General features: G+C 46.6%; 19 protein-coding genes. 6 read left to right on the top strand and 13 right to left on the bottom strand.

Going from position 1 to position 21,730, the window contains the following annotated elements:
* Positions 1-5: 5 nt before the first annotated feature.
* On the bottom strand, positions 6-626 hold the full coding sequence (locus ACHKAR_RS04130; protein ID WP_159578778.1) for a toxin-antitoxin system YwqK family antitoxin: 621 nt from the start codon (positions 624-626) through the stop codon (positions 6-8).
* Between the two features lie 57 nt (positions 627-683).
* On the opposite strand from ACHKAR_RS04130, the gene ACHKAR_RS04125 reads away from it, so the two are divergent.
* The 4 genes from ACHKAR_RS04125 to ACHKAR_RS04110 all read left to right on the top strand — a co-directional run bounded on the left by ACHKAR_RS04125 (position 684) and on the right by ACHKAR_RS04110 (position 4,992).
* A complete protein-coding gene (locus tag ACHKAR_RS04125; RefSeq protein WP_395416296.1) occupies positions 684-1,490 on the top strand; it encodes a PorV/PorQ family protein in 807 nt (268 codons plus the stop codon).
* Positions 1,487-3,538, top strand: a complete 2,052-nt coding sequence (locus ACHKAR_RS04120) for a ComEA family DNA-binding protein (RefSeq protein WP_395416295.1) — start codon at positions 1,487-1,489, stop codon at positions 3,536-3,538. Before ACHKAR_RS04125 ends, ACHKAR_RS04120 begins: the two co-directional genes overlap by 4 nt.
* 128 nt (positions 3,539-3,666) lie before the next feature.
* Positions 3,667-4,257, top strand: a complete 591-nt coding sequence (locus tag ACHKAR_RS04115) for a nitroreductase family protein (RefSeq protein WP_395416293.1) — start codon at positions 3,667-3,669, stop codon at positions 4,255-4,257.
* Positions 4,258-4,272: 15 nt separating this feature from the next.
* Positions 4,273-4,992: a pirin family protein gene (locus ACHKAR_RS04110; protein WP_395416292.1), complete on the top strand. Its 720-nt coding sequence runs from the start codon at positions 4,273-4,275 to the stop codon at positions 4,990-4,992.
* 79 nt (positions 4,993-5,071) lie between these two features.
* Here ACHKAR_RS04110 and leuB read toward each other — a convergent pair whose 3' ends face one another.
* The 6 genes from leuB to azu all read right to left on the bottom strand — a co-directional run bounded on the left by leuB (position 5,072) and on the right by azu (position 10,977).
* Positions 5,072-6,130 carry a 3-isopropylmalate dehydrogenase gene (leuB, locus tag ACHKAR_RS04105; RefSeq protein ID WP_395416291.1) on the bottom strand — a complete coding sequence of 353 codons (1,059 nt, stop codon included), beginning with the start codon at positions 6,128-6,130 and terminating at the stop codon, positions 5,072-5,074.
* Between the two features lie 6 nt (positions 6,131-6,136).
* A complete protein-coding gene (locus ACHKAR_RS04100; RefSeq protein WP_395416290.1) occupies positions 6,137-7,651 on the bottom strand; it encodes an alpha-isopropylmalate synthase regulatory domain-containing protein in 1,515 nt (504 codons plus the stop codon).
* A 53-nt stretch (positions 7,652-7,704) separates the two neighbouring features.
* The gene (leuD, locus tag ACHKAR_RS04095; RefSeq protein WP_395416289.1) at positions 7,705-8,301 is read right to left on the bottom strand and encodes a 3-isopropylmalate dehydratase small subunit; all 597 of its coding nucleotides are present in this window, start codon (positions 8,299-8,301) and stop codon (positions 7,705-7,707) included.
* A 74-nt stretch (positions 8,302-8,375) separates the two neighbouring features.
* Positions 8,376-8,729, bottom strand: a complete 354-nt coding sequence (locus ACHKAR_RS04090) for a four helix bundle protein (protein WP_395416288.1) — start codon at positions 8,727-8,729, stop codon at positions 8,376-8,378.
* Between the two features lie 35 nt (positions 8,730-8,764).
* A complete protein-coding gene (gene leuC, locus ACHKAR_RS04085) occupies positions 8,765-10,174 on the bottom strand; it encodes a 3-isopropylmalate dehydratase large subunit (RefSeq protein ID WP_395416287.1) in 1,410 nt (469 codons plus the stop codon).
* 284 nt (positions 10,175-10,458) lie between these two features.
* Positions 10,459-10,977 (bottom strand): azurin, encoded by a 519-nt coding sequence (gene azu / locus ACHKAR_RS04080; protein ID WP_395416286.1) that lies wholly within the window; start codon positions 10,975-10,977, stop codon positions 10,459-10,461.
* A 194-nt stretch (positions 10,978-11,171) separates the two neighbouring features.
* On the opposite strand from azu, the gene ACHKAR_RS04075 reads away from it, so the two are divergent.
* Positions 11,172-13,436, top strand: a complete 2,265-nt coding sequence (locus tag ACHKAR_RS04075; RefSeq protein ID WP_395416285.1) for a TonB-dependent receptor domain-containing protein — start codon at positions 11,172-11,174, stop codon at positions 13,434-13,436.
* 2 nt (positions 13,437-13,438) lie between these two features.
* Here ACHKAR_RS04075 and ACHKAR_RS04070 read toward each other — a convergent pair whose 3' ends face one another.
* The 5 genes from ACHKAR_RS04070 to ACHKAR_RS04050 are packed head-to-tail and all read right to left on the bottom strand — an operon-like array spanning position 13,439 to position 18,185.
* Positions 13,439-14,290, bottom strand: coding sequence for an SDR family NAD(P)-dependent oxidoreductase (locus ACHKAR_RS04070; RefSeq protein WP_395416284.1), 852 nt, complete (start codon positions 14,288-14,290; stop codon positions 13,439-13,441).
* Complete coding sequence (locus ACHKAR_RS04065) at positions 14,290-14,979, bottom strand: hypothetical protein (RefSeq protein ID WP_395416283.1); 690 nt, start codon at positions 14,977-14,979, stop codon at positions 14,290-14,292. The genes ACHKAR_RS04070 and ACHKAR_RS04065 overlap by 1 nt, the downstream gene beginning before the upstream one ends.
* Before the next feature lie 7 nt (positions 14,980-14,986).
* The gene (locus tag ACHKAR_RS04060) at positions 14,987-15,382 is read right to left on the bottom strand and encodes an acyl-CoA thioesterase (protein ID WP_395416282.1); all 396 of its coding nucleotides are present in this window, start codon (positions 15,380-15,382) and stop codon (positions 14,987-14,989) included.
* A gap of 56 nt (positions 15,383-15,438) precedes the next feature.
* Positions 15,439-16,794, bottom strand: a complete 1,356-nt coding sequence (locus ACHKAR_RS04055) for a sensor histidine kinase (protein ID WP_395416281.1) — start codon at positions 16,792-16,794, stop codon at positions 15,439-15,441.
* A 26-nt stretch (positions 16,795-16,820) separates the two neighbouring features.
* Complete coding sequence (locus tag ACHKAR_RS04050; protein ID WP_395416280.1) at positions 16,821-18,185, bottom strand: sigma-54-dependent transcriptional regulator; 1,365 nt, start codon at positions 18,183-18,185, stop codon at positions 16,821-16,823.
* A 186-nt stretch (positions 18,186-18,371) separates the two neighbouring features.
* Between ACHKAR_RS04050 and ACHKAR_RS04045 the strand changes: the two genes are divergently transcribed.
* Complete coding sequence (locus ACHKAR_RS04045; RefSeq protein WP_395416279.1) at positions 18,372-20,780, top strand: ABC transporter permease; 2,409 nt, start codon at positions 18,372-18,374, stop codon at positions 20,778-20,780.
* A gap of 22 nt (positions 20,781-20,802) precedes the next feature.
* Here the strand turns inward: ACHKAR_RS04045 and ACHKAR_RS04040 are convergent, their stop codons facing one another.
* Entirely contained in the window at positions 20,803-21,174 is a 372-nt protein-coding gene (locus ACHKAR_RS04040) for a hypothetical protein (protein ID WP_395416278.1), read from the bottom strand.
* Positions 21,175-21,730 lie beyond the last annotated feature (556 nt).

Here is a 21,730-nt window from a genome sequence, read left to right as displayed (position 1 = left end):
ATCGTCTAATGAAAATTTCTCCATTTTTTTCGCTTGCCTGACTTATTGTAAAAATACCACTGACCAACTCTCTGTCCTTGCTCATAGTGACCTTCGTAGGTTGGATTTCCACCCTCGTCAAAGAACTTCCATAATCCGGATTCCAGACCATTGGTATAAAACCCTTCGTCACGCACCTGGCCATTCTCATAGTAGCTGAGCCAAAGCCCATGTGGTAAGCCCTCCCGGTAGCTACCCTCCTGCCTCAACCGTCCATTGGCGTGATAAAACTGCCATAAGCCATAGTACAGTCCAGCCTCATACATACCATGCCGCTCCAATAGGCCATCAGGATAGTAGTAAAAGGCAGAATCCTGAAGGAGATCATTCACCCAAAACTCTCTGGATTCCAATGTCCCGCTAAACCCAAAAAACAACTGTTCCCCATCCAGGGCACCCTCCCGATATGAAAGACGGGAATTGAGTGAACCATCAGGGTAATAATATATCCAAACACCCTGCTGCTGCCCATTGACCAGCCGACCCACAGACCTGATCGCTCCTGAATCATAGTAGAGTGTATCCTGAGCGGAAACCAGTAAAAAGCCAAAAAGGCCACAAAAAGAAGAAAAAATATATCGAATCATAACAGGTCATTAATATAGCACCATTGACTTAATAAGTGGAATAACCTACTTTGCAATATGCGTTGGATACTGCTCTTTCTATTGCTTACCCCCTGCCTGCTCTCTGCCCAGGATGGAAACTACGCGCTGGGTGCCAGAAATGGCGCTATGGCGGGCACTTCCCTCACCTTCACCGATGGATGGGCGGCCTTCAATAACCCGGGAGCTTTGGGCGGCCTGGAGGCCTCTACAGCCATGATCACCTATCAAAACAGATATAACATCGAGGGCTTCCATGTACTGGGAGGTGGACTTGTCTACCATCATTCGCTCGTCAATACTGCCATCAAATACTACAAGTTTGGTGATGACCTTTTCAACCAGCAAGTGATAGGACTGGTGCTGGCCAACAGGATTCAGATGGTCAGTCTGGGAGCTGGAATAAACATTATTCAGACACACGCCGAAGGCCTCAGTACCAGACGGGTAGCAGCGCTGGAAATGGGCGGTACAGCAGAAATCACCAGGCAAATCATCTTTGGGGCGCATATCTTCAATTTCAAGCATGGCACTATGCATCCTACCACCATGAAAGCAGGGCTCTCCTTCCGACCAAAGGACTTTCTGATGATTAATACCGAAGTAGAAAAACAACTGGACAGTCGGGAGAAATTCAAAGCCGGATTGGAGTATGCCATTATTAAAAACGTACTTATCCGAACAGGACTGAACGTGCAGGGAAATGACCTCAGCAACAGCCAGGTTCGGGCCACCTTCGGTTTTGGCTTCCAACCTAAGAATTTCCTTTTTGACTATGCCTTCTCCAATGAAAACCTTGGAGCTATCCACGAAATATCATTGGCCTATCAACTCAAAAAACCTTGAAGGAAGTACTCATCATAGGTCTGATAGGTCTCACGCTGTTTACTCAGGCTCAGGTAAGGTCCGAGATTGACCTGGAAGATTTCGCAGAAAGACGCTTTCAAATACAGGACGATGACATCAACTATGAAGACCTGTACGAATCGCTTCTCCTCTACTACACCAACCCCATTAACCTGAATAGAGCCACAAGGGCCGACCTGGCCTCATTGTCCATACTCAGTCCCATTCAACTCAATGCATTTTTCAACTACATCGACAAACGGGGTAAGCTGATCTCACTCTACGAACTGCAGGCCATACCCGAACTGGATATGGCCACTATCAGGGATCTGCTACCCTTTGTTACCGTCACCGAAACTGCCGACGGAAGACCGCTGCCTCAGCGAATACTTACAGAAGAAAACAACTACCTCCTCCTGAGGTATAGCCGCACCCTCGAAACCGAAGAAGGCTACCGGCGGGAGGATGGCTCCGGGTATCAGGGAGATCAAAACACCTTGTATGGAAGGTTTCGCGTGAGCCATCCTGATGATTTCAGCCTGGGTATCACCTTTGAAAAAGATGCCGGAGAAGCATTTGCGGTCAAACCTGACCAAAAGCAGTATGGGTTTGATTTTTACTCTTTTCATTTTCTTCTGGAAAACAAAGGCCGTATGAAAACGCTGGCTATTGGAGACTATCAGATGCAGTTTGGTCAGGGGTTGGTACTAGGCTCAGGGTTTGGAGCCGGCAAAGGCGCCGAAACCGTAAATACCATCAAACGAAGCACCGTGGGGATCAGACCCTATTCCTCTGTATTGGAATCTGGCTATTTCAGAGGAGCCGCCACCACGCTTTCCTTCGGACAGCTGGAAGCCACAGTATTTGGGTCCACCCTGCTGCAGGACGGCAACCTGCGTACAGACAGCACCTATTCCAATTTTGAAGAATTTGTGAACAGCATTCAGGCAACCGGATTTCACCGTACCCAAAACGAACTGGGGGGTAAAAACACCTTGCGCGAAATCTCCACTGGCTTTGCGCTTGATTACACCATGGGGCCTGGACTGAGCTTCGGGGCCACAGGCCTTTTGTCCACATTCTCCAGGCCTTTGCAAAAGAAACCCAACAACTACAATCAGTATGAATTTACAGGAGATCAAAACCTCATAGGGAGCCTATACGCCAGCTACAACTGGCAGAATTTTATCTTTTTCAGCGAAGTAGCCCAATCACAGTCCGGTGGTATTGGGGCTGTAGGCGGCCTACTGGCCTCACTCACACCAAAACTCGACTTCAGCTGGATGGTCCGAAATTATGACAAAAACTATCACTCTTTCTATGGCAACGCCTTCAGCGAAAGCTCTAGAAATATCAACGAAACCGGTGTGTACTGGGGGCTCATGTACAAACCTTCACGAAAGTATCAGTTAGCTGCCTATTTTGATAAGTTTTCCTTCCCTTGGTTAAAATTCAGGGTAGATGCCCCATCTGAAGGATATGAATATCTGGGCAGATTCACCTACAAGCCCTCTCGCTCCGTGCAGATGTACGCACAATTTCGCCAGGAAAACAAGGAACTTTCCATTTCATCCGAAGATGGCAACCTCAGCCAGCTCACCCAGACCATCAAACAGAGTTACATTTTCAACATAGACTATGCCATAGGACGAACGTTTAGCTTTAAATCAAGGGTTCAGGGGTCTAATTATGAACAGGAAAATATCAAAACCCACGGAATCGCACTCGTGCAGGACGTGAACCTCTCCTTTTGGAAAATGAAACTCTCCAGCCGCTTTGCCCTGTTCGAAACAGAGGACTTTAACAACCGGCAGTACCTCTACGAGCGCAACGTGCTTTACGCCTTTAGCATTCCTGCCTACAACGGCACAGGATTCAGATCCTACCTACTGCTGCAGTATACAGCCAGTAAATCACTCAGCTTCTGGGCACGCTACGCCCGATTTGAATACCCCGATCAGGACGCTGTAGGCTCAGGACTACAGGACGTGGCTGGCAGTACCCGATCAGAACTAAGGCTGATGATCAGGTATAAATTCCGCAATTAGAATTGATAAAAATCACAAAAAAGCGCCCTGAGCAGATAAAAATAAGTCATATCTCTTTAGATGAATTTATATGTAACTACATTTAATGTATATGCGTATATATAGACAGTTACCATAAAATTTGCGATATGATACTAGAAGCTAAAGAAGCCAAAACACAATACGATATATTAAGAGAAATCAAGGACAGATGGAGTCCAAGGGCATTTGCACCGGAGCCCATCGACACTAAGACTCTCAACACTTTGTTTGAAGCCATGCGGTGGGCATCGTCCAGCATGAACGAGCAACCCTGGCGGGTAATATACGCTCACAAGGGAGAAGAGGCACACAAAAAAATTGTTGACGCCTTGATGCCTGGAAATCAGATTTGGGCTGAGCAGGCCCCAGTACTGATGGTGAATCTGGTAAAAAAAACCTACACCCGCAACGGAGCGCCTAATAAGTCTGCCCACCATGATTTGGGCTTGGCCATTGGCAACCTCGCTTTACAAGCCACTGCGGAAGGTATTGGGTTGCATCAAATGGGAGGATTTCATAAGACACAGTTGGAAGAGCTATTTGATTTACCCGAAGATTATGAGGCCGTGACGGTCATTGCCCTGGGCTACTTCGGTGACCCTGATCAGCTCCCGGAAGCACTCAGAAACAGGGAGTTGGAAGAAAGAAACAGAATGCCCATTGATGAATTTGTTCATCACGGACAGTTTTCAAGATAAAAAGAAAGGAAAAAGATGAATACCATTAAACACACCTCTGAAAGCAGAGGTACCGCCAACTTCGGTTGGCTGCAAAGCAGACACACTTTTAGCTTTGGGCGGTATTACAACCCTGAGCGTGTAAACTTCGGGGCCCTAAGGGTGCTGAATGATGACATAGTAACGGCCGGCATGGGATTCGGTGCCCATCCTCATGACAACATGGAAATCGTGTCGATTCCACTTTCGGGTGACCTGGAGCATAAAGACAGCACTGGCAATACCGAGGTGATCAGGACTGGAGACGTGCAGATCATGAGTGCCGGACATGGACTGACGCACTCAGAATACAACCACTCCAAGTCTAATGAGGTGAATTTTCTGCAGATTTGGGTACTGCCCAAAGAAAGGGATATCGAACCACGCTATCAGCAAATTACCTTTTCGCCAGAAGGTCGCAAAAACCAATGGCAAACGGTAGTGGCCCCAGACAATGATCAGGTGCTTTGGATCAACCAGGACAGCTGGTTTTCGCTGGCTGATTTGGATGCCAGAATGGAGCTCGCCTATGCCCTGAAAAAAGAGGGTAATGGAGTTTATGTCTTTGTAATAGAGGGGGAAGTAACGGTAAATAGTGAGGAACTGAAGAAGCGGGATGCACTGGGAATCACGGGTGCTGAGGTGATAAACTTCTCAGCAACTAAAGATGCAAGACTGCTTCTGATAGAAGTACCGATGATCAAGAGTCCCTTTTGATAACATCATTTTCAAACAAGAATGCAAAAGCCCGGGTCAAGTGACCCGAGCTTTTTGCTTATTATTTCTTACTTCAACGTTATTTCTTCACCTGAGCCGCTATCCAGTCTCCCACTTCCGAGGTAGACTTTGCAGCTTCCTTAGAAATGTCCTCAGTTACAAAATTGGCCTCCAAAGATGCATTAACAGCATCTCTCACCGCCTGCCCTTCCTCCAGCAGATTCAGAGCATCCAGTAGCATAGCTGCAGACAAAATGGTGGCGACAGGATTGGCAATGTTCTTACCTGCAGCCTGTGGATATGAGCCATGGATAGGTTCGAATACAGACGTATGCAACCCTACAGAAGCTGAAGGCAGTAGCCCGAGCGATCCGGTGATCACGCTGGCCTCATCGGAAAGGATATCACCAAACATGTTTTCAGTCACCATCACATCAAATTTCTTTGGCCACTGGATCAGCTGCATAGCCGCATTGTCCACAAACATGTAGTCGGTCTCTATGTCCGGATAGTCCTTCTCCATTTTCTGCGCTATTTCCCTCCACAAACGTGAAGTACAAAGCACATTAGCCTTATCCACTACGGTCAGACGCTTATTTCTTTTGCCAGCATACTCATAAGCCAGCTTTAGGATTCGCTCGATCTCTTCTGTGGTATACACACAATTGTCGAATGCAGAAGTAAGGTCTTCAGACCTCCCTTTGTCACCAAAGTAAATACCTCCGGTCAACTCTCTTACCACCACAAAATCGGCACCTTCCACCCGATCATTCTTAAGAGGGCTCTTGTCAATCAAAGAAGGAAAAGTAGCCACAGGACGAATATTGGCATATAAGCCTAGCTTCTTCCTCATTTTGAGCAATCCTTGCTCCGGACGCACTTTTGCTTTAGGGTCATTATCGTACTTCGGATCACCTATGGCTCCAAAAAGCACTGCATCTGCATTCATACAGATCTCATGGGTAGAGTCAGGATAGGGTTCACCAACCAGGTCAATGGCTGAAGCCCCTGTGGGTGCAAATTCAAAATCGAAAGAATGGCCATACTTTTCGCCCACTGCTTTCATTACTTTGATAGCCTGATCTACAATTTCCGGCCCTATGCCGTCTCCCGGAAGGGTTGCAATTTTAAAGTTCATTGATCCTCAATTATGATTTTTAATAATGTTTAGCATTTTCACGGTCGCCTTGATAGCGGCAACTGTCTGGTCGGGGTCCAAGCCCCTGGTTTTAAAAGTCTTGCCGTTAGCCCAGGTGATAGTAGTAATCACAAGTGCGTCGGTCTCCCCTCCAGGCGGTATCTGCACTTCATAGTCCACCAATCGGGGAAGGGACTCCCCTAAGTCCTTATAAATTCGTTTAAGCGAATTCATGAATGCATCATACTGTCCATCTCCTGAAGCAGTCTTTTCGAAGGTTTTTCCTCCTATTTCAATGCACAAGGTCGCTACTGACCTCAGGCCCTGAGCCACCGAGAGCGAGTAATTTTTGATCTGTACATGCTGCTCGATCTTCTCGCTACGCAGTACATCATTGATGATGAAGGGAAGGTCTTCTTTGGTGATCGCCTCCTTCTTGTCTCCCAGCTCAATGATCTTTTCAGTGATCTTTTTAGTTTCTTCCTTGCTCAGCTCTATGCCCAGTTCTTCAAGATTCTTTTTGATATTGGACTTGCCCGACATTTTACCCAGCGCATAAGAGTAATGGCGACCAAAGCGTTCAGGATTCAGACTGTTGTGATACAGGTTATCCTTGCTATCTCCATCGGCATGTATGCCACTGGTCTGTGTAAATACAAACTCCCCTACCAAAGGCTTATTCGCCGGAATGCGGATACCTGAAAATGACTCTACAATCTTCGATACCTTATAGAGTTTTGTTTCGTCGATGTTCATCTCCCCATGGAGATGATCCTTCACTATACCAATCACACTGGACAGAGGCACATTGCCTGCTCTTTCACCAAGGCCGTTGAGGGTGGTATGAATACCTGTGATCCCCGCCTCCAGAGCCGAATACACATTGGCAGTGGAAAGATCATAGTCGTTATGAGCATGAAAATCGAAGCGAGCCTGGGGAAATTTGGTAGTCATCTGGCCACAAAACGTGGCTGATTCCTTGTGATTGAGGATCCCCAGCGTATCTGGCAACATAATGTGGCTTACAGGTAGCTTCAGCAGCCCCTCCACCATCTGATCTACATAATCCGGAGAAGTCCGCATTCCGTTAGACCAGTCCTCCAGGTATACATTCACTATCAGGCCTTGCTCGTGGGCATAACCTATCGTCTGGGCAATGTCCGCGAGGTGTTCCTCCACAGTTTTTCTAAGCTGACTTTCGCAGTGTTTGCGTGAGCCTTTGCAAAGTAAATTGATCACCCGTCCGCCTGACTCTTTGATCCAGTCTACGGAGATGGTATGATCCACAAAGCCCAAAATCTCGATGCGATCGAGGTAGCCGTTTTGAGCCGCCCAGTCCAGTATCTTCTTTGCGCCCTTGAATTCTCCTTCTGAAACCCTCGCAGAGGCCACCTCCAAACGGTCTACGCGTAGCTCTTCCAACAGAAGCTGCGCAATGGTCAGCTTCTCACTGTCGGTAAAGGACACACCAGAGGTCTGCTCTCCATCCCTTAATGTTGTATCGAGAATTTCTACTTTCAAAATGTAATGATTTGAGGCGAAGGTACTTCAGAGTACCCTCACCTGTACGAAATTTAAAGGGGAAGCTTCTCTGCAAAGGATTTGATCTCATCCTTCATGCTCTGCAAGTAATCAATATCGTCAAATCCATTGAGCATGTTGCCCTTTTTGTAGCTATTGATATCGAAGCTCTCCTGCTCACCAGTGGCCACAATGGTCACGGTCTGCTCAGGAAGACTCACTTCAAACTCTGCTTTGGGATCTGCTTCTATGGCCTTGAATATTTTATCCAGAAACTCTGCGCTCACCTGTGCGGGAAGCACACCAATGTTGAGGCAATTGTTCTTGAAAATGTCCGCGAAAAAACTGGAAATCACACATCTGAATCCATAATCGTAAACAGCCCAGGCGGCGTGCTCTCGTGAAGAACCTGACCCGAAGTTTTTCCCTCCTACCAATATCTTGCCTCTGTAGAGGGGATTGTTGAGGATAAAATCCTGCTTAGGCGTGTTATCTGAGTTGTATCTCCAGTCACGAAACAGGTTATCACCAAATCCGTTGCGGGTGGTGGCTTTCAAAAACCTCGCTGGAATGATCTGATCCGTATCCACATTTTCAATCGGCAATGGAACCGCCGTAGTTTTTAATATTTCAAATTTGTCGTATGCCATCTTTATTTGCTTTTGGCTATTGGCTCCCGGCCTTTAGCTCATGGTACTCCTTTTTAACTTTTTACTCAAAAAAACTATGTGCTTATTGAGCTTATTAATTTGTTTAAACTTCTTCTCAGAACACTCACTTTTTCGGTGATCGTTTCTGAATCGTTTTTGTTGATGTAACCTAACCCGGTGCTCAAAATGAGAAAATACTCAACCTCGCTTGCCGACCCGTTTGCGATATAAAGGAATCTCTTAAAATCCTTATCGCTCTCTCGGCCGCATCCCTCAGCAATATTGGCTGGAATCGATGAAGAGGCTCTTCTTAGTTGATTCGTTAACCCAAATCGTTCAGAATCGGGAAAACTGGCAGTTAGTTCGTAAATGACCAAAGTGACTTCATGGCCCAACTCCCACACTTTGTATTTCCGAAAATCTCTCATACCCTAGAGGCCAATAGCTTAAGGCTAACCGCGAATTAAGCGTACTCCTCCTGCATCAACTCCCTTGGGTCAGTCACCACGCCGGTAACGGCACTGGCAGCAGCCACCAATGGGCTGGCCAAAAGCGTCCTTGATCCCGGGCCCTGTCTTCCTTCAAAATTTCGATTGGAAGTACTTACAGCCAACTTTCCGGCAGGCACTTTATCATCGTTCATAGCCAGACATGCTGAACACCCCGGTTCTCTCAATGAAAATCCGGCTTCCTCTATTATGGCCAATAATCCCTCTTCTCTGATGGCAGCCTCTACTTTGTGCGAACCAGGAACCAACCAGGCCGTCACGTGATCTGCCTTCTTTCTGCCTTTCACCAAAGAGGCAAATGCCCTGAAATCTTCTATGCGTCCATTGGTGCAGCTACCCACAAAGACATAGTCAATCTTTTTACCCATCATAGACTCACCTTCGTTGAAGCCCATGTAGGTTAATGATTTCTTGTAGGTGGATACTCCGCCTTCCAACGACTCAGCCACAGGAATGTGATTGCTGATACCCATGCCCATACCCGGGTTGGTACCATAGGTGATCATAGGCTCTATTTTGGATCCATCAAAGGTCAACTCTTTATCAAACTCCGCATCCGCATCAGTTTTCAATGTTTTCCAATACTCCATGGCACGATCCCAGTCGGCGCCCTGAGGCGTAAATTCACGGCCTTTAATGTACTCAAATGTCTTTTCGTCCGGAGCAATCATACCTCCACGAGCGCCCATCTCGATGCTCAGGTTGCATACCGTCATGCGACCTTCCATCGTCATATTTTCAAACACTTCTCCGGCATACTCAACAAAATAGCCAGTAGCACCTGAAGTGGTGAGCTGAGAGATAATGAACAGCGCCACATCCTTTGGAGTCACTCCGTGCTGAAGCTTACCGGTGATGTTGATCCGCATTTTCTTTGGCTTGGGCTGCATGATACACTGTGTAGCCAATACCATCTCTACTTCTGAGGTGCCGATTCCAAAAGCAATGGCCCCAAAAGCTCCGTGTGTAGAGGTATGAGAGTCTCCACAAACAATGGTTGCTCCAGGTTGTGTGATGCCGTACTCGGGACCTACCACATGTACGATCCCATTTTTCTCATGACCCAGTCCCCAGTGAGAGATACCATGCTCTTTTGCATTTTCTTCCAGGGCTTTAAGTTGGTTGGCAGAAAGGGGATCTTGTACTGGTAAATGTTGATTAATGGTAGGTGTATTATGATCTGCAGTGGCAAATGTACGATTGGGATAGAGTACACCGGATCCCCGGTTTTTCAATCCCAGAAAAGCAACCGGACTGGTCACTTCATGAACCATATGTCTATCGATGAAAAATACGTCTGGTCCGCCCTCTATCTTTCGCACCACGTGTGAATCCCATACTTTATCAAACAGCGTCTTACCCATTTTTTATTTTGCGTTTATACAATTTCAATACTCAAATATTCTAAAAAAGTGATTTAACTCTTTCAAAATAGGGTGGCAAAACTAAGGAATAGAATTGGGAAAAGCCTTTAATAAAGACCAACAAATTAGAAAATAAGTACGATGCCTAACATCAGAATCTGAATGAAATCAGATGGATAGCATAGGGTTGAGGGCTCAGGAGTCGACATAAAAAGACCGTCTTCAAAAAAAGGAAAATCTCCCTTCTTTCAAAACGGCCTTTTGGTTTGGAACTTTATCAATGATTACCTCGGTGATACCACAAAGTCACCTTGCATCACGCCCCAGTGTCCGGGGAAACTACAGATGAATTTGTAATAACCGGCCTTTGGTGCCTGAAAGCTGATACTCACCTCCTCGCCACCTCCTATGATGGGTGTGTTGGCAATCACCCACTCAAGTTTATCCTGTGGAATATAACCTGTCTTGGGAGCCGTGGTAGCAGCCGCACCAAACACTGCCGGATCCGAACCAGCTGCCAGAAGCACCCAATTATGTCCCATAGACTCCTTGGGCATTTTACCTGTGTGTTTAAAATTCAGTGTCACCACCTGCCCTTCAGTTACTTTGAGTTGGTCTGTACTGAATTGCATGTTGTCGTTGGCGGAAATTTCCAACGTCACAGAATCCGCCACCACCTCTGCGGGCACCTCCGCCACCGCAGTATCGGTACTCTCAGCAGACTGTTTTTGAGAGCCACCTCCACAGGCATAAATCAGCGCCGAACCAGCCAAAAGGCATACGTATAATCTAGATTTTTTCATGAATGTAAGTTTGATTGTCTAAGCGGGAATAAAATAACAGCATTTAGCTCAGACCACCCAAATTTCAATCTCATATTCAGGCCTCTGCACACATTTTATATAGTGAATGAGTTCATTTATGACTTACCGCTTTACCTTTGAGAGCCAAAATAAACAGTGCTTTGCGCCTGCTTGCCAGCTTCATAATCAACCCCATGAAATTACCCTCGATCCTCGTTTTGCTCCTTATACTTTGGCATCAAAGCCATGCACAAACAACTATTTCCGGTCATGTGAAAGATGGTGCGAACGAAGAAGCACTCATAGGAGCCATAGTAAGTACGGGTGTCGATACAACAGTCACAGACACAAAGGGAAATTTTCATTTGTCCGTGAGGGCCTTTCCTATAACCCTTCGGGTAAATTACCTGGGGTACCAAACCCTCACTATCCAGGTGAGAGCGCCCAAGGAAATCACACTGGCTCTGGAACCCTCCAGCCTCACGCTCAATGACGTGATCGTGACCAGTGGAAGTTTTTCCAGAAAAACACTCAACACGCCCACGAGTATTCAATCCATCAATCAGGAAATGCTCAGACGAGACGACCCCTTCTCAGTCACCAGTGCCCTCAATCGAACTCCCGGGGTGTACATGCATGCAGGTACACTCACCACCAACCGAATCACTATCCGGGGTATTGGCTCCAGAAGCCTCTATGGCACTAATAAGATCAAGGCCTATTATGAGGATATACCCCTCACTGACGGCTCGGGAAACTCTTCCATTGAGGACATTGATCAGGAGATGATCAGCCGGATAGAAATCACCAAAGGCCCTAACTCAAGTGCCTATGGAGCCGGACTGGGGGGAGCCATCAGACTACTGGCCCCTGTACCTTCAGCACAGCAAACCAGTGCCAAAACCAGTCTGACAATGGGCTCATTCGACACCTATAGGTGGATGCTGCAAGGTGCTCATCATGACAACAAAACAACCGTATCGGCAGTCTACTCTGACTTACAGCGTCAGGGATTTAGAGAGAACAGTGCCTATAGCAGGCAGCAAGCCGGTGTGACCCTCAAGTACCAGCTGACCCCACAAATCTACTTTTCTGTACTGGGTATATTCACTCACTTAAAAGCCTTCATCCCGAGCTCTATCAGTGAAGATGATTTTAAAAACAGTCCTGAAAAAGCAGCATTCACCTGGAAACAAGCCAAGGGGTATGAAGCCTACGACAAAACACTGCTCGGTCTGAGCTACCATCAAGCTTTCGGGCAGGATTGGAGTTTGAAATCAACTCTTTTTCTAAAAAACCGTGATGCCTATGAGCCCAGACCTTTTAATATTTTGGACGAAGAGACCTTTACCGTAGGTACCAGAAACACACTGGCCAAGCGATGGGAAAACTTTAGGTTCTTCACTGGTATGGAGCTATTTTTTGATGAATACCGATGGAAAACCTTTGAGAACAACTATGACGAAAATAGCAATGGCAGCGTAAAGGGAGATCCTCTTTCAAACAACCTGGAAAACCGAAGCTATTTCAATGCTTTTATCGAAGCAGCCGCCACATTGGCTCCAAATCTCAATGCCACAGCCGGAATCAACTTAAATTTCACCCATTATACCCTGGATGATCAGTTCAATGAGCCAGGCAACAACATTAGTGGAGATTATGCATTTGATCCAGTGGTTTCTCCCAAGCTGGGGCTGACCTATGTGGCAGGTGCTCACAATACGCTTTTCATGAATGTAAGTCACGGCTTCTCTCCTCCTAGTCTGGAAGAGACCCTGTACCCCGATGGCCAAATTAACCCGGACATCCTGCCAGAATCTGGTTGGAATTATGAATTGGGTGTTCGGGGTACGCAGCGCAGGTTTACCTACGACCTCACCACCTACTACATGCAGATCAAAAATCTGTTAGTAGCTCAACGTATAAGTGATGATGCCTATGTAGGTGTCAATGCCGGATTGAATAACCACCTTGGGGTGGATCTTTTGGGCAATTATTACTTCGTGCTTTCAGACCGGTATACCCTCAATACTTTTGCCAGCGTGGCTTATATGAATTATCATTTTGATGAATTTGTGAACGACGGAAATGACTACAGCGGAAATGAGTTAACCGGAGTACCCCAGTGGATTTTCAACCCGGGAGTAGAGTTACTCAGCGACCTGGGTTTCTATGGAAATATCAGCGGACAATTGGTTGGGGAGATTCCTGTAAATGACGAAAATTCTCTTTATGCCGAACGGTATTTCATCCTCAGAGCCAAAGCCGGGTTCAGGCACGTCATTGGGCCCTGGGAACTAGACTTGAATCTGGGTACCAACAACCTCACTGACTCCAAATATGCTGCAATGCTCTTGATCAACGCAACTGGTTTTGGAGGTAGTCAGCCTCGGTATTATTATCCAGGCAATCCCAGAAACTACTTCGGCGGGGTTTCCCTCAAGTATACTTTCAGATAGTCCTACCGGGTTATCTCAAGTTTCTTTGCCAAATACCTGTCCATCATTCTGGTAGGCAAAATCTTTGGAAGCCACCAATTCAAGAAGGGCTTGGCCACAATAGCGTACCTCGGTTTCGGGCGGTCTTTTTTGAAAATCCTGAAGATATCCAGGGCCAATTTCCCGGGCTCAAACCCATGTTTAATACTGCCCCTGATAAATCCCTTGGCAAAAATCTGCAGTGAACGAGCGAAGGCCGTATCCTCGTAAAGGCTATCCATCCCCTTGTTCCAAATGGGCGTTTTGATGGCTCCAGGACCCACCACCACTACATCAATGCCATAGTGCATCAATTCACGCCGCATTACCTGCGAAATACCCTCCAGTGCATGTTTGGAACCCACATATGGCCCTAGAAAAGGCATGGCAATCTGGCCCACTACCGAGCTAATATTGATAATCCTGCCTGGTTTTCCAATGTGACCCGCTCTCGCTCCCAGGAGAGGCAGAAAGGCCTGAGTTACCTTTACCAAACCGATGACATTGACCTCAAATTGTTCTCGCAAGCGCTCAATGGGCACGTGCATCATTGGCCCACCCAAAGCAACTCCCGCATTGTTAATGAGACAGTCTAATCCCTGATCGCTTAGCGCTTTGGATACCACTATCGCGGCAAGGTCAATGGCCTCATGATCCGTGACATCAAAAATGAGAGGTGTGAACTTTTCACCGAATGTCTCGCTCAATCGGTCAGCATCTTTTTGGGTCCTCACACTACCAAACACCCTGTACCCTGAGGCGATAAATACCTTGCAGCATGCATACCCAATCCCGGTAGACACTCCTGTGATGAGTACATTTCCTGATTCACTCATTAGTTGATGTTTTGAATTTCCAACTTAATCTCCACAGGCCCTACCTCGTGACTCGTCCCAAGCCATACACCTTTATACTGCTGCCAGTCACCCCAGCTGGTCTCCAATCCTCCTATCGGGATTTTCTGCACCCAAAATTTCCAGGCGATGGGTCGGTCATTTTCGTCTAATATCCAGAGGTATGAATCGCCGGGAGTCACTCCTCCACTGGTATAGGTCACCAGCAAAGCCAGCCCCCGGTCGGTCTCTACGACTTTGCGTTCCGTACCCGGGTCCCTCACCTTGAATGGGGCTATCAGCCAAAAGGAATCATTGGCAAAGAAGTCCCATGCGGTATACAACGCCTTTTCCTTTTCACTACCGGATAAAGCCTCATTGTCCAAAAAAGCACTTCCATCTAGTGTGGTGGTACAAAGCAAAACCCGCATATTGTCCCAGCGCACCTCCACGGTGTCCTTCTGTTTGTACCAGTCATACTTATGCGGCCCCCTGGGGTATTTCCAGCTAATCAGCTCGAGATTCTGGTAAGCACTATCATTGAGAGCGAGAAGCATTCGGTCGGCAAGGGCCTCAGCACGTGGACCCGGCTCCCCTTCAGGTAGCGGCTCATTTGCCGTCAGCCATGCAATGATGAGCACGATAAACAAGCTCAGAATAACAATCAGGATGATTTTAATTGCTTTTTTCATCGGTAGATTAATTTTTGAAAAACCACTTAGAAACCTCATCGGTCACCCGCCTGGGGCGTTTGGTCACGGCATCCAGCATGCACCATTCTGTTTTGGCCTCTGCGATCAGCTCCATCCCTCTCTTGATCTTGACATAGCGAATACTTCTCACGCCTTCAAACTCCCCCACATAAGTGAGCAGTGTGAGGTGGTCATCGAGCACCGCCGGCTTGTGATATTGAATGAAATGACTCAAAACCACCCAAATGTATTGATCCTGAATGGTCTGACAAACTGCTGATCTCCAGTGATTTTCAGCTACCAGCTGCACCCATTTCAGATAAACCACATTGTTGACATGATGGAGCTCATCCAGATCCCCGGCACTTACCTTTATTTCTTCAATGTACTGTATAGGGATCATGAGAGAATTTAACCTGATTGAATAAAAAGAATCTCGTGAAAGATACTAGGTACTGGTCAAATCACCCAAAAACTCAATTCAAATACGGCTCCAGCTCCTGTGGATTTTACACGCAGATTCCCATTGTGTGCACGCATGATCTGCTTGCTGTAACTCAACCCTATGCCTGATCCCTCCTTCTTGGTGGTAAAAAATGGAATGAATATCTGATCCAATATTTCCTCCTCTATTCCGGGGCCATTATCAGCCACCTGCACCACTACCTCAGAGGCATATTTGGCAATGACCAGTTGGATCTGACCGTTTGGAGTATTGGCATCCTTGAGTGCCTCAGCGGCATTTTTCACCAGATTGATCACTACCTGCTGAATCATCTCACCATCCAATGAAAGTGTAAGGGCACCTTTCGGAAAATTGGTTTTCAACGTAATCCCCGCCTTGCGCAGGGGCTTCTCTTGTAACCTCACCACCTCACGTACCACCTCACACAGATCTACCCGCTGTAGCTCTGGTCTGGGGACCCTGGCCAGGTCTCCATAGCTGGCGACGAACTTTACCAACCCCTTGCTCCGTTTCTCGATGGTTCGTATGCTCACAATGAGATCATCTTGATCTTCCGGTGAAAGATCACCCAGGGCAAATGACCCTTCACCACTTCCTTTGAGCATGTCATTGATCACTTCAGCCAGGGTAGAGATTGGAATCACTGAATTTTTGATCTCGTGGGTCATCACCCGTATGAGCTTCTGCCAGGACTCCACTTCCTTCTGATCCAGTTCGGTATTGATATTATGGAAGGCAATGACCTTATTGCGTCGACCCTGCAAAATGAGCTCCCTGGTCACAATGGACAGGTACATCATTTCACCATTGATCTTCACTTTGACCAAGACCTTGTCTCCGGTCCTCAGTGACCGGATGGTCTCCACCAGAGTTGGGTCGGCCCGCTGCAGAGAACCAAGCTTCGTGAAGTATGGAATTCCAAAAAGTGTTTTAACCGATTGATTGACCAGGGTCACCTCTTCGTCATCTACGGTATAGGCCATCAGCGGCACTCCACTGTGCTCCACCACAGTTTTGAGAAAGTGAAAATTGGACTCCTTTTCACTGCGCAATTTGATAAACTCCGCAGTGATCACATTGAAGGCCCTGTGCAGTTGATTAGAACGGCTCCGTGCAGCTGGATAGGTATTGGTAAAATCATTTTGCCGAATGGCCATCAGGAAACCCGACAGCTCCCTATCGGACTTTTCTACATAGCGAATCAGTGAAACAATGGTCACCACAAAAAACAGAACCATCCAGGCACTCATCAACCAAAAGGGCGTCAACATCCCAAAATAGTAAGCCGCCAGCCCGAAACTCACGGCCAAAACTACTCTGATAACTACATGGAGGCGAAACGACTTCAAGGCTCGCACAGGTTACAATTGCCAATTCATATGCCGTATTTCTTCATTTTCCTATAGAGGGTGGTCCGGCCCATTCCCAGCTCATCTGCTGCTTTGCTCAGATTACCACCATGCTTTTCGATGGCCCTGATTACCGTACTTTTCTCCACATCTTCTACCCTTAGAGACCGTGTCTCATTCTGTTGAGCTTTCCGCTGAGGGAGGATATCTTCAGCCGCAATCACAGATTCATCACACATGATTACGGCGCGCTCTATCGCGTGTTGCAATTCACGGATATTCCCCGGCCATGTATAGTTAGCCAGCTGTCGGTGTGTTCGTTCCTCTATCTTAAGGCCTGATTTCTGATACTTCTCCCCGTATTCCTTCAAAAAATAGAGGGAAAGAAGGCGTATATCCTGTTTTCGCTGCCGCAAAGGAGGCAGTTCTATTTCCACGGTATTGATCCTGTATAGCAAGTCCTGACGAAACAGCCCCGCTTCCACCATGGGATAAAGTGGCTGATTGGTGGCACTGATCACCCGTACGTCAAAAGCAACTGCCTTACTCGAACCTACCCGTGTAACTGATCGATTTTGTAATACCGAAAGCATCTTAGACTGCATGGTGATGCTCAGGTTTCCAATTTCATCCAAAAAAAGTGAGCCCCCATCTGCGATTTCAAACCTGCCCGGCCGGTCTTCCTTTGCATCGGTATAGGCCCCTTTCACATGACCAAACATTTCCGCTTCAAACAGGCTTTCCGGTAATGCCCCCAAATCCACCTTAATCAGTCCCTCATCGCGACGCTGTGACCGCCGATGAATCTCACGGGCAATTAGCTCCTTACCGGTTCCATTTTCACCCAGAATAAGGATGGAAGCATCGGTTGCGGCAACTTTATCAATCTGAGCAAGCACAGTTTGCATGGGTTCACTTTCTGAAACCAGCTGACCATAGCCTGCGTCGATATCCTGTGTGAGGGCTGACTCACGTCCCTTGAGCTTTTCGACATTCCTATTAGAAAGTGCAAGCTGATAGACCGTATTGACCGTAGAAAGCAACTTTTCCTTTTCCCAGGGCTTCACTAAAAAGTCCACTGCACCTAATTTCATGGACTCCACTGCCAGCTGTATATCACCATAGGCTGTATTCATGATGACATATACATGTGGATTGATCGCTTTGATTTTCTTTAGCCAGAATAGGCCCTCGTTGCCAGTAGTAGCCCCTGTTTTAAAATTCATATCCAGCAGGATAATGTCTACCGACTCCCTTCTGAGCAAAGATTCCAGCCGAAGCGGAGAACTTTCCGTAGATACCTGTTCGTAGTGCCCTTTCAGTACCAATCTGGCCGTATGCAGCACATCAGCATCATCATCTACAATCAATATGTGTCCTTTTTGCTTCATACAGGGCTCGGGTAAGGTCAATGGTCATGACCCTCTGGTACAAAAGTGTTTCATTGTAAATCAATGAAATGTTTCAGTATGAAACAAGTCATGAGAATCAAAAAACACTCAAAATACTGATTATCAATCACTTGAATTAATGGCATACCTCTTGGAACCGGGAGGACAGACTGAAAAAATAATCCTATGCTAAAAAACTATTTTGTCATCGCGCTGCGAAGCTTCAGAAAAAACAAAGCCTACTCTCTTCTGAATGTTCTGGGATTGGCTATAGGCCTGGCCTGCTGCCTGTTTGTATTTACCATCATCCGATACGAAAACTCCTTTGACAATTGGCACACCAAGAAAGACCGGATATATCGGGTGGTCTCCCACTATCACGGCGACAACAGAATTTATTATTCAGGAATTCTCCCTTATCCAACTGGAGATGCGATTTTACGGGATTTGCCGGATTTCGAAAAAGTCGTACAGTTTCACGGGCCTGAGGATGAAAAGATCTCCCTGATTGACGCCTCTGGCAACTTTCAGGTTTTCAGACAATCAGGCATCCTCTATACCGATGAGCACTTTTTTGAAGTCATGGATTTTGAAATTCTGAAAGGGGCACCCGGAGATGCGCTCAAAGATCCCTACAAGGTATACCTCACCCAGGAAATGGCCACCAAATACTACGGCGATGAAAACCCCATAGGTAAGATGGTGAAGCTCAACAATGACAAAGACCTGGAGGTGGTAGGCATTGTGCAAACCCCACCCAAAAACACCAACCTGCCCTTCAAAATGATCGTATCGCTTCCTACCATGCGTCTGAGAATGCCAGATGTCTTCAGGGACAACTGGGGTATGACCTGGGCTTACTCCTGCTATGCACTGGCGCCTGAAGATGCCGACATTCCTGAACTGGAAAGGAAACTGGATGCCGCTATGGATGCCTACGACAGGGACCTGGAAGATCGTGAAAAGTCAACCATTAAACTACAACCACTTTCTGAAATACACAATGACGAACGCTATGGCGATGGTCAAAACTATGTCACCCCATCGCTGATGATTTGGGCATTTGTGCTGCTTGGAGCGCTCATCCTGGGTACTGCCTGTCTCAACTTTATTAACCTTTCCACTGCTCAGGCCATACGCAGGGCCAAAGAAGTGGGAGTACGCAAAGTTCTCGGTAGTCTCAAATCTCAGCTCTTTTGGCAATTCATGATTGAAATACTGGTGATCGTACTCGTGGGCATGGTGATCGCACTCACGCTTGGGCAGATCCTTATTTCAAAATTCAACACCTTCCTGACGGAAATTGAGTACGACCTCTCCTATGGCAGTGATGTCATTTGGTTTGCCATACTTCTGGCTGTTGTCGTGGCGTTTTTCGCAGGACTATACCCAGCGCTGATCCTCTCCGGATACAAGCCAGTGGATGCCCTCAACCATAAGATCAATATCAGAAAAGGTAGTGGCAACATCAACCTACGGAGGATCCTGGTGATTACACAATTTGCCTTCACCAACCTAATGCTCATTTGCACGGTGATCATAGCCGCGCAGATGGATTTTATGAAGTCCAAAGACCTGGGTTTCAACTTTGATCGGGTAGTCACCATTGATTTTCCGGATGGAGCCTATCTTAAAATGGATGCCATTGCCGGAGAATATCGATCCAAAAGTTACGTGGAGGATGTTAGCAAAAGCAGAACTACACCCCTTTCCAACAGTAATTGGAACAATTCCTACTTTATCAAGGGCGAAGAGTACATAGATGGGAACAATGCCAACATCAAACACGGAGACAAAAATTACCTTGACTTTTATGACATAGAGCTCCTATCTGGTAGAAATATTGCAGAGCAGCACATCAATGATTCCACCTATGACATCATCGTCAATGAGAAGCTATTGACCACTCTGGGTTGGAAAACACATGAGGAAGCAATAGGGCAATGGATCGACATGGGTTATATAGAGGGAAAGGTCATCGGGGTGATGGAAAACTACAATGTACGTTCACTCCAGTATGGGCTGAAGCCTGCCATATTCATGTACAAGTCAGATGAATTCAATCAGCTGGCCATCCGACTGAAGTCTGAACCTTCACCAGATGTAGTAGCCGATATTGAAGCCACTTTCAGACAGTTTTACCCGAATGATCTTTTCGAATTTGAAGTGCTCAAAGATGAGATTCAGGACCATTACGTTTTGGAGAACATGCTCCACCAGATCATTAAATTTGTATCCGTATTGTCCATCCTGCTGGGTACCATGGGGCTCTATGGGCTGGTTTCCTTCATGACCAATAAAAATGCCAAAGACATAGGTGTAAGAAAGGTGTTTGGCGCATCTGTGGCAAGTATTCTGGGCATCTTTGGGAGAGAATACACCAAACTGATGCTCATCGCTTTTGTGGTGGCCGCACCTTTGGCTTACTGGCTCATGAGCCTGTGGATGGAGGAGTTTGCATACCGCATTGACATTACTTACGGCTATTTCGTCATTGCATTTGGGATATCCTTTGCCATTGCACTGGGTACAGTCGGCTACAGATCCTTCCGGGCCGCTACTGCCAACCCTATCCAGTCGCTCAGGTATGAGTAAAAGAGGAGTAAATATGGGAGCCTTAGCCCGCGGGAGAGGGCTCCCTTTTCACCAATAAAATAAAATCATTACCCAGGTGAAGGTAACCCTGATCATAGCAAAACCGGTATTCCTTCTGATCTTTGGTTGTGTAGGTATTGGTGCAGTAGTCAAAGTCAAAACCCGCCTTCAAGAGCTTCTCCCTGTGGGTAGTAGTCTTGCCGTCGGGGTTGAGCTGTACAAGGATGCTATGGTTCTTTTTGAGGCGCCTGTTGACCGTGCGCATGTACTTGTCACCCCCGGCAAGGGCCTTATTGTTAAAGGCACTGCGGCAGGCATCCGAACAGAACTTTTTATCCGATCTGCCGAACAATTCCCGTCCGCATTCTGTACAAACTTTGGTTTCAGTACTCATACGGGCTTCTTTCCATTCTAAATTAATTATTCCGGGCATTATACGCAACCGCCCCTGTTCATCTATGAAATATACCCATTCACCGAAACTATTTTGATTTTACGGTCGTTTTTAGACTAAATTCATTGTATAATTAAGAACCAGTTATAAGATAAATCCAGCATCATGAGAAAGCCCAATCATCTCAATAATCTGAAAAATATATTGCATTATGCCTTCGATGACCTTATCCAGAGCCTCTGGAAGTTTATCGTTAGACGACAAAATAGGTTCCGATTATTCGAGCATTAATAGCGTTTAAAAGCCGTCACATGACGGCTTTTTTGTAAGCGTCTTCCTCAAGCAAATTCCCCATTTAGCTCACGCTCAAGAAGTGAGTTCTCTGACGGAGTGCCAGTAGTTGTCCTGGAGGTCTCGTCAGTTCGTCTTCTATCATTTTTGCCGCTCCTTCTCGGTCATTCCAGCTCGGATCGCTTCAGTCTTCTTTTTCAGTATTCACTGTCTACTTTTAATTCCTCCCAAAAATTGTTTTTCCAATAATTAAACAATTTTTACA

Source organism: Marinoscillum luteum, assembly GCF_044005705.1.
Classification (GTDB): domain Bacteria; phylum Bacteroidota; class Bacteroidia; order Cytophagales; family Cyclobacteriaceae; genus Marinoscillum; species Marinoscillum luteum.
Note: the sequence above shows the minus strand (reverse complement) of the source record. Positions and strands in the feature narration are given on the sequence as shown.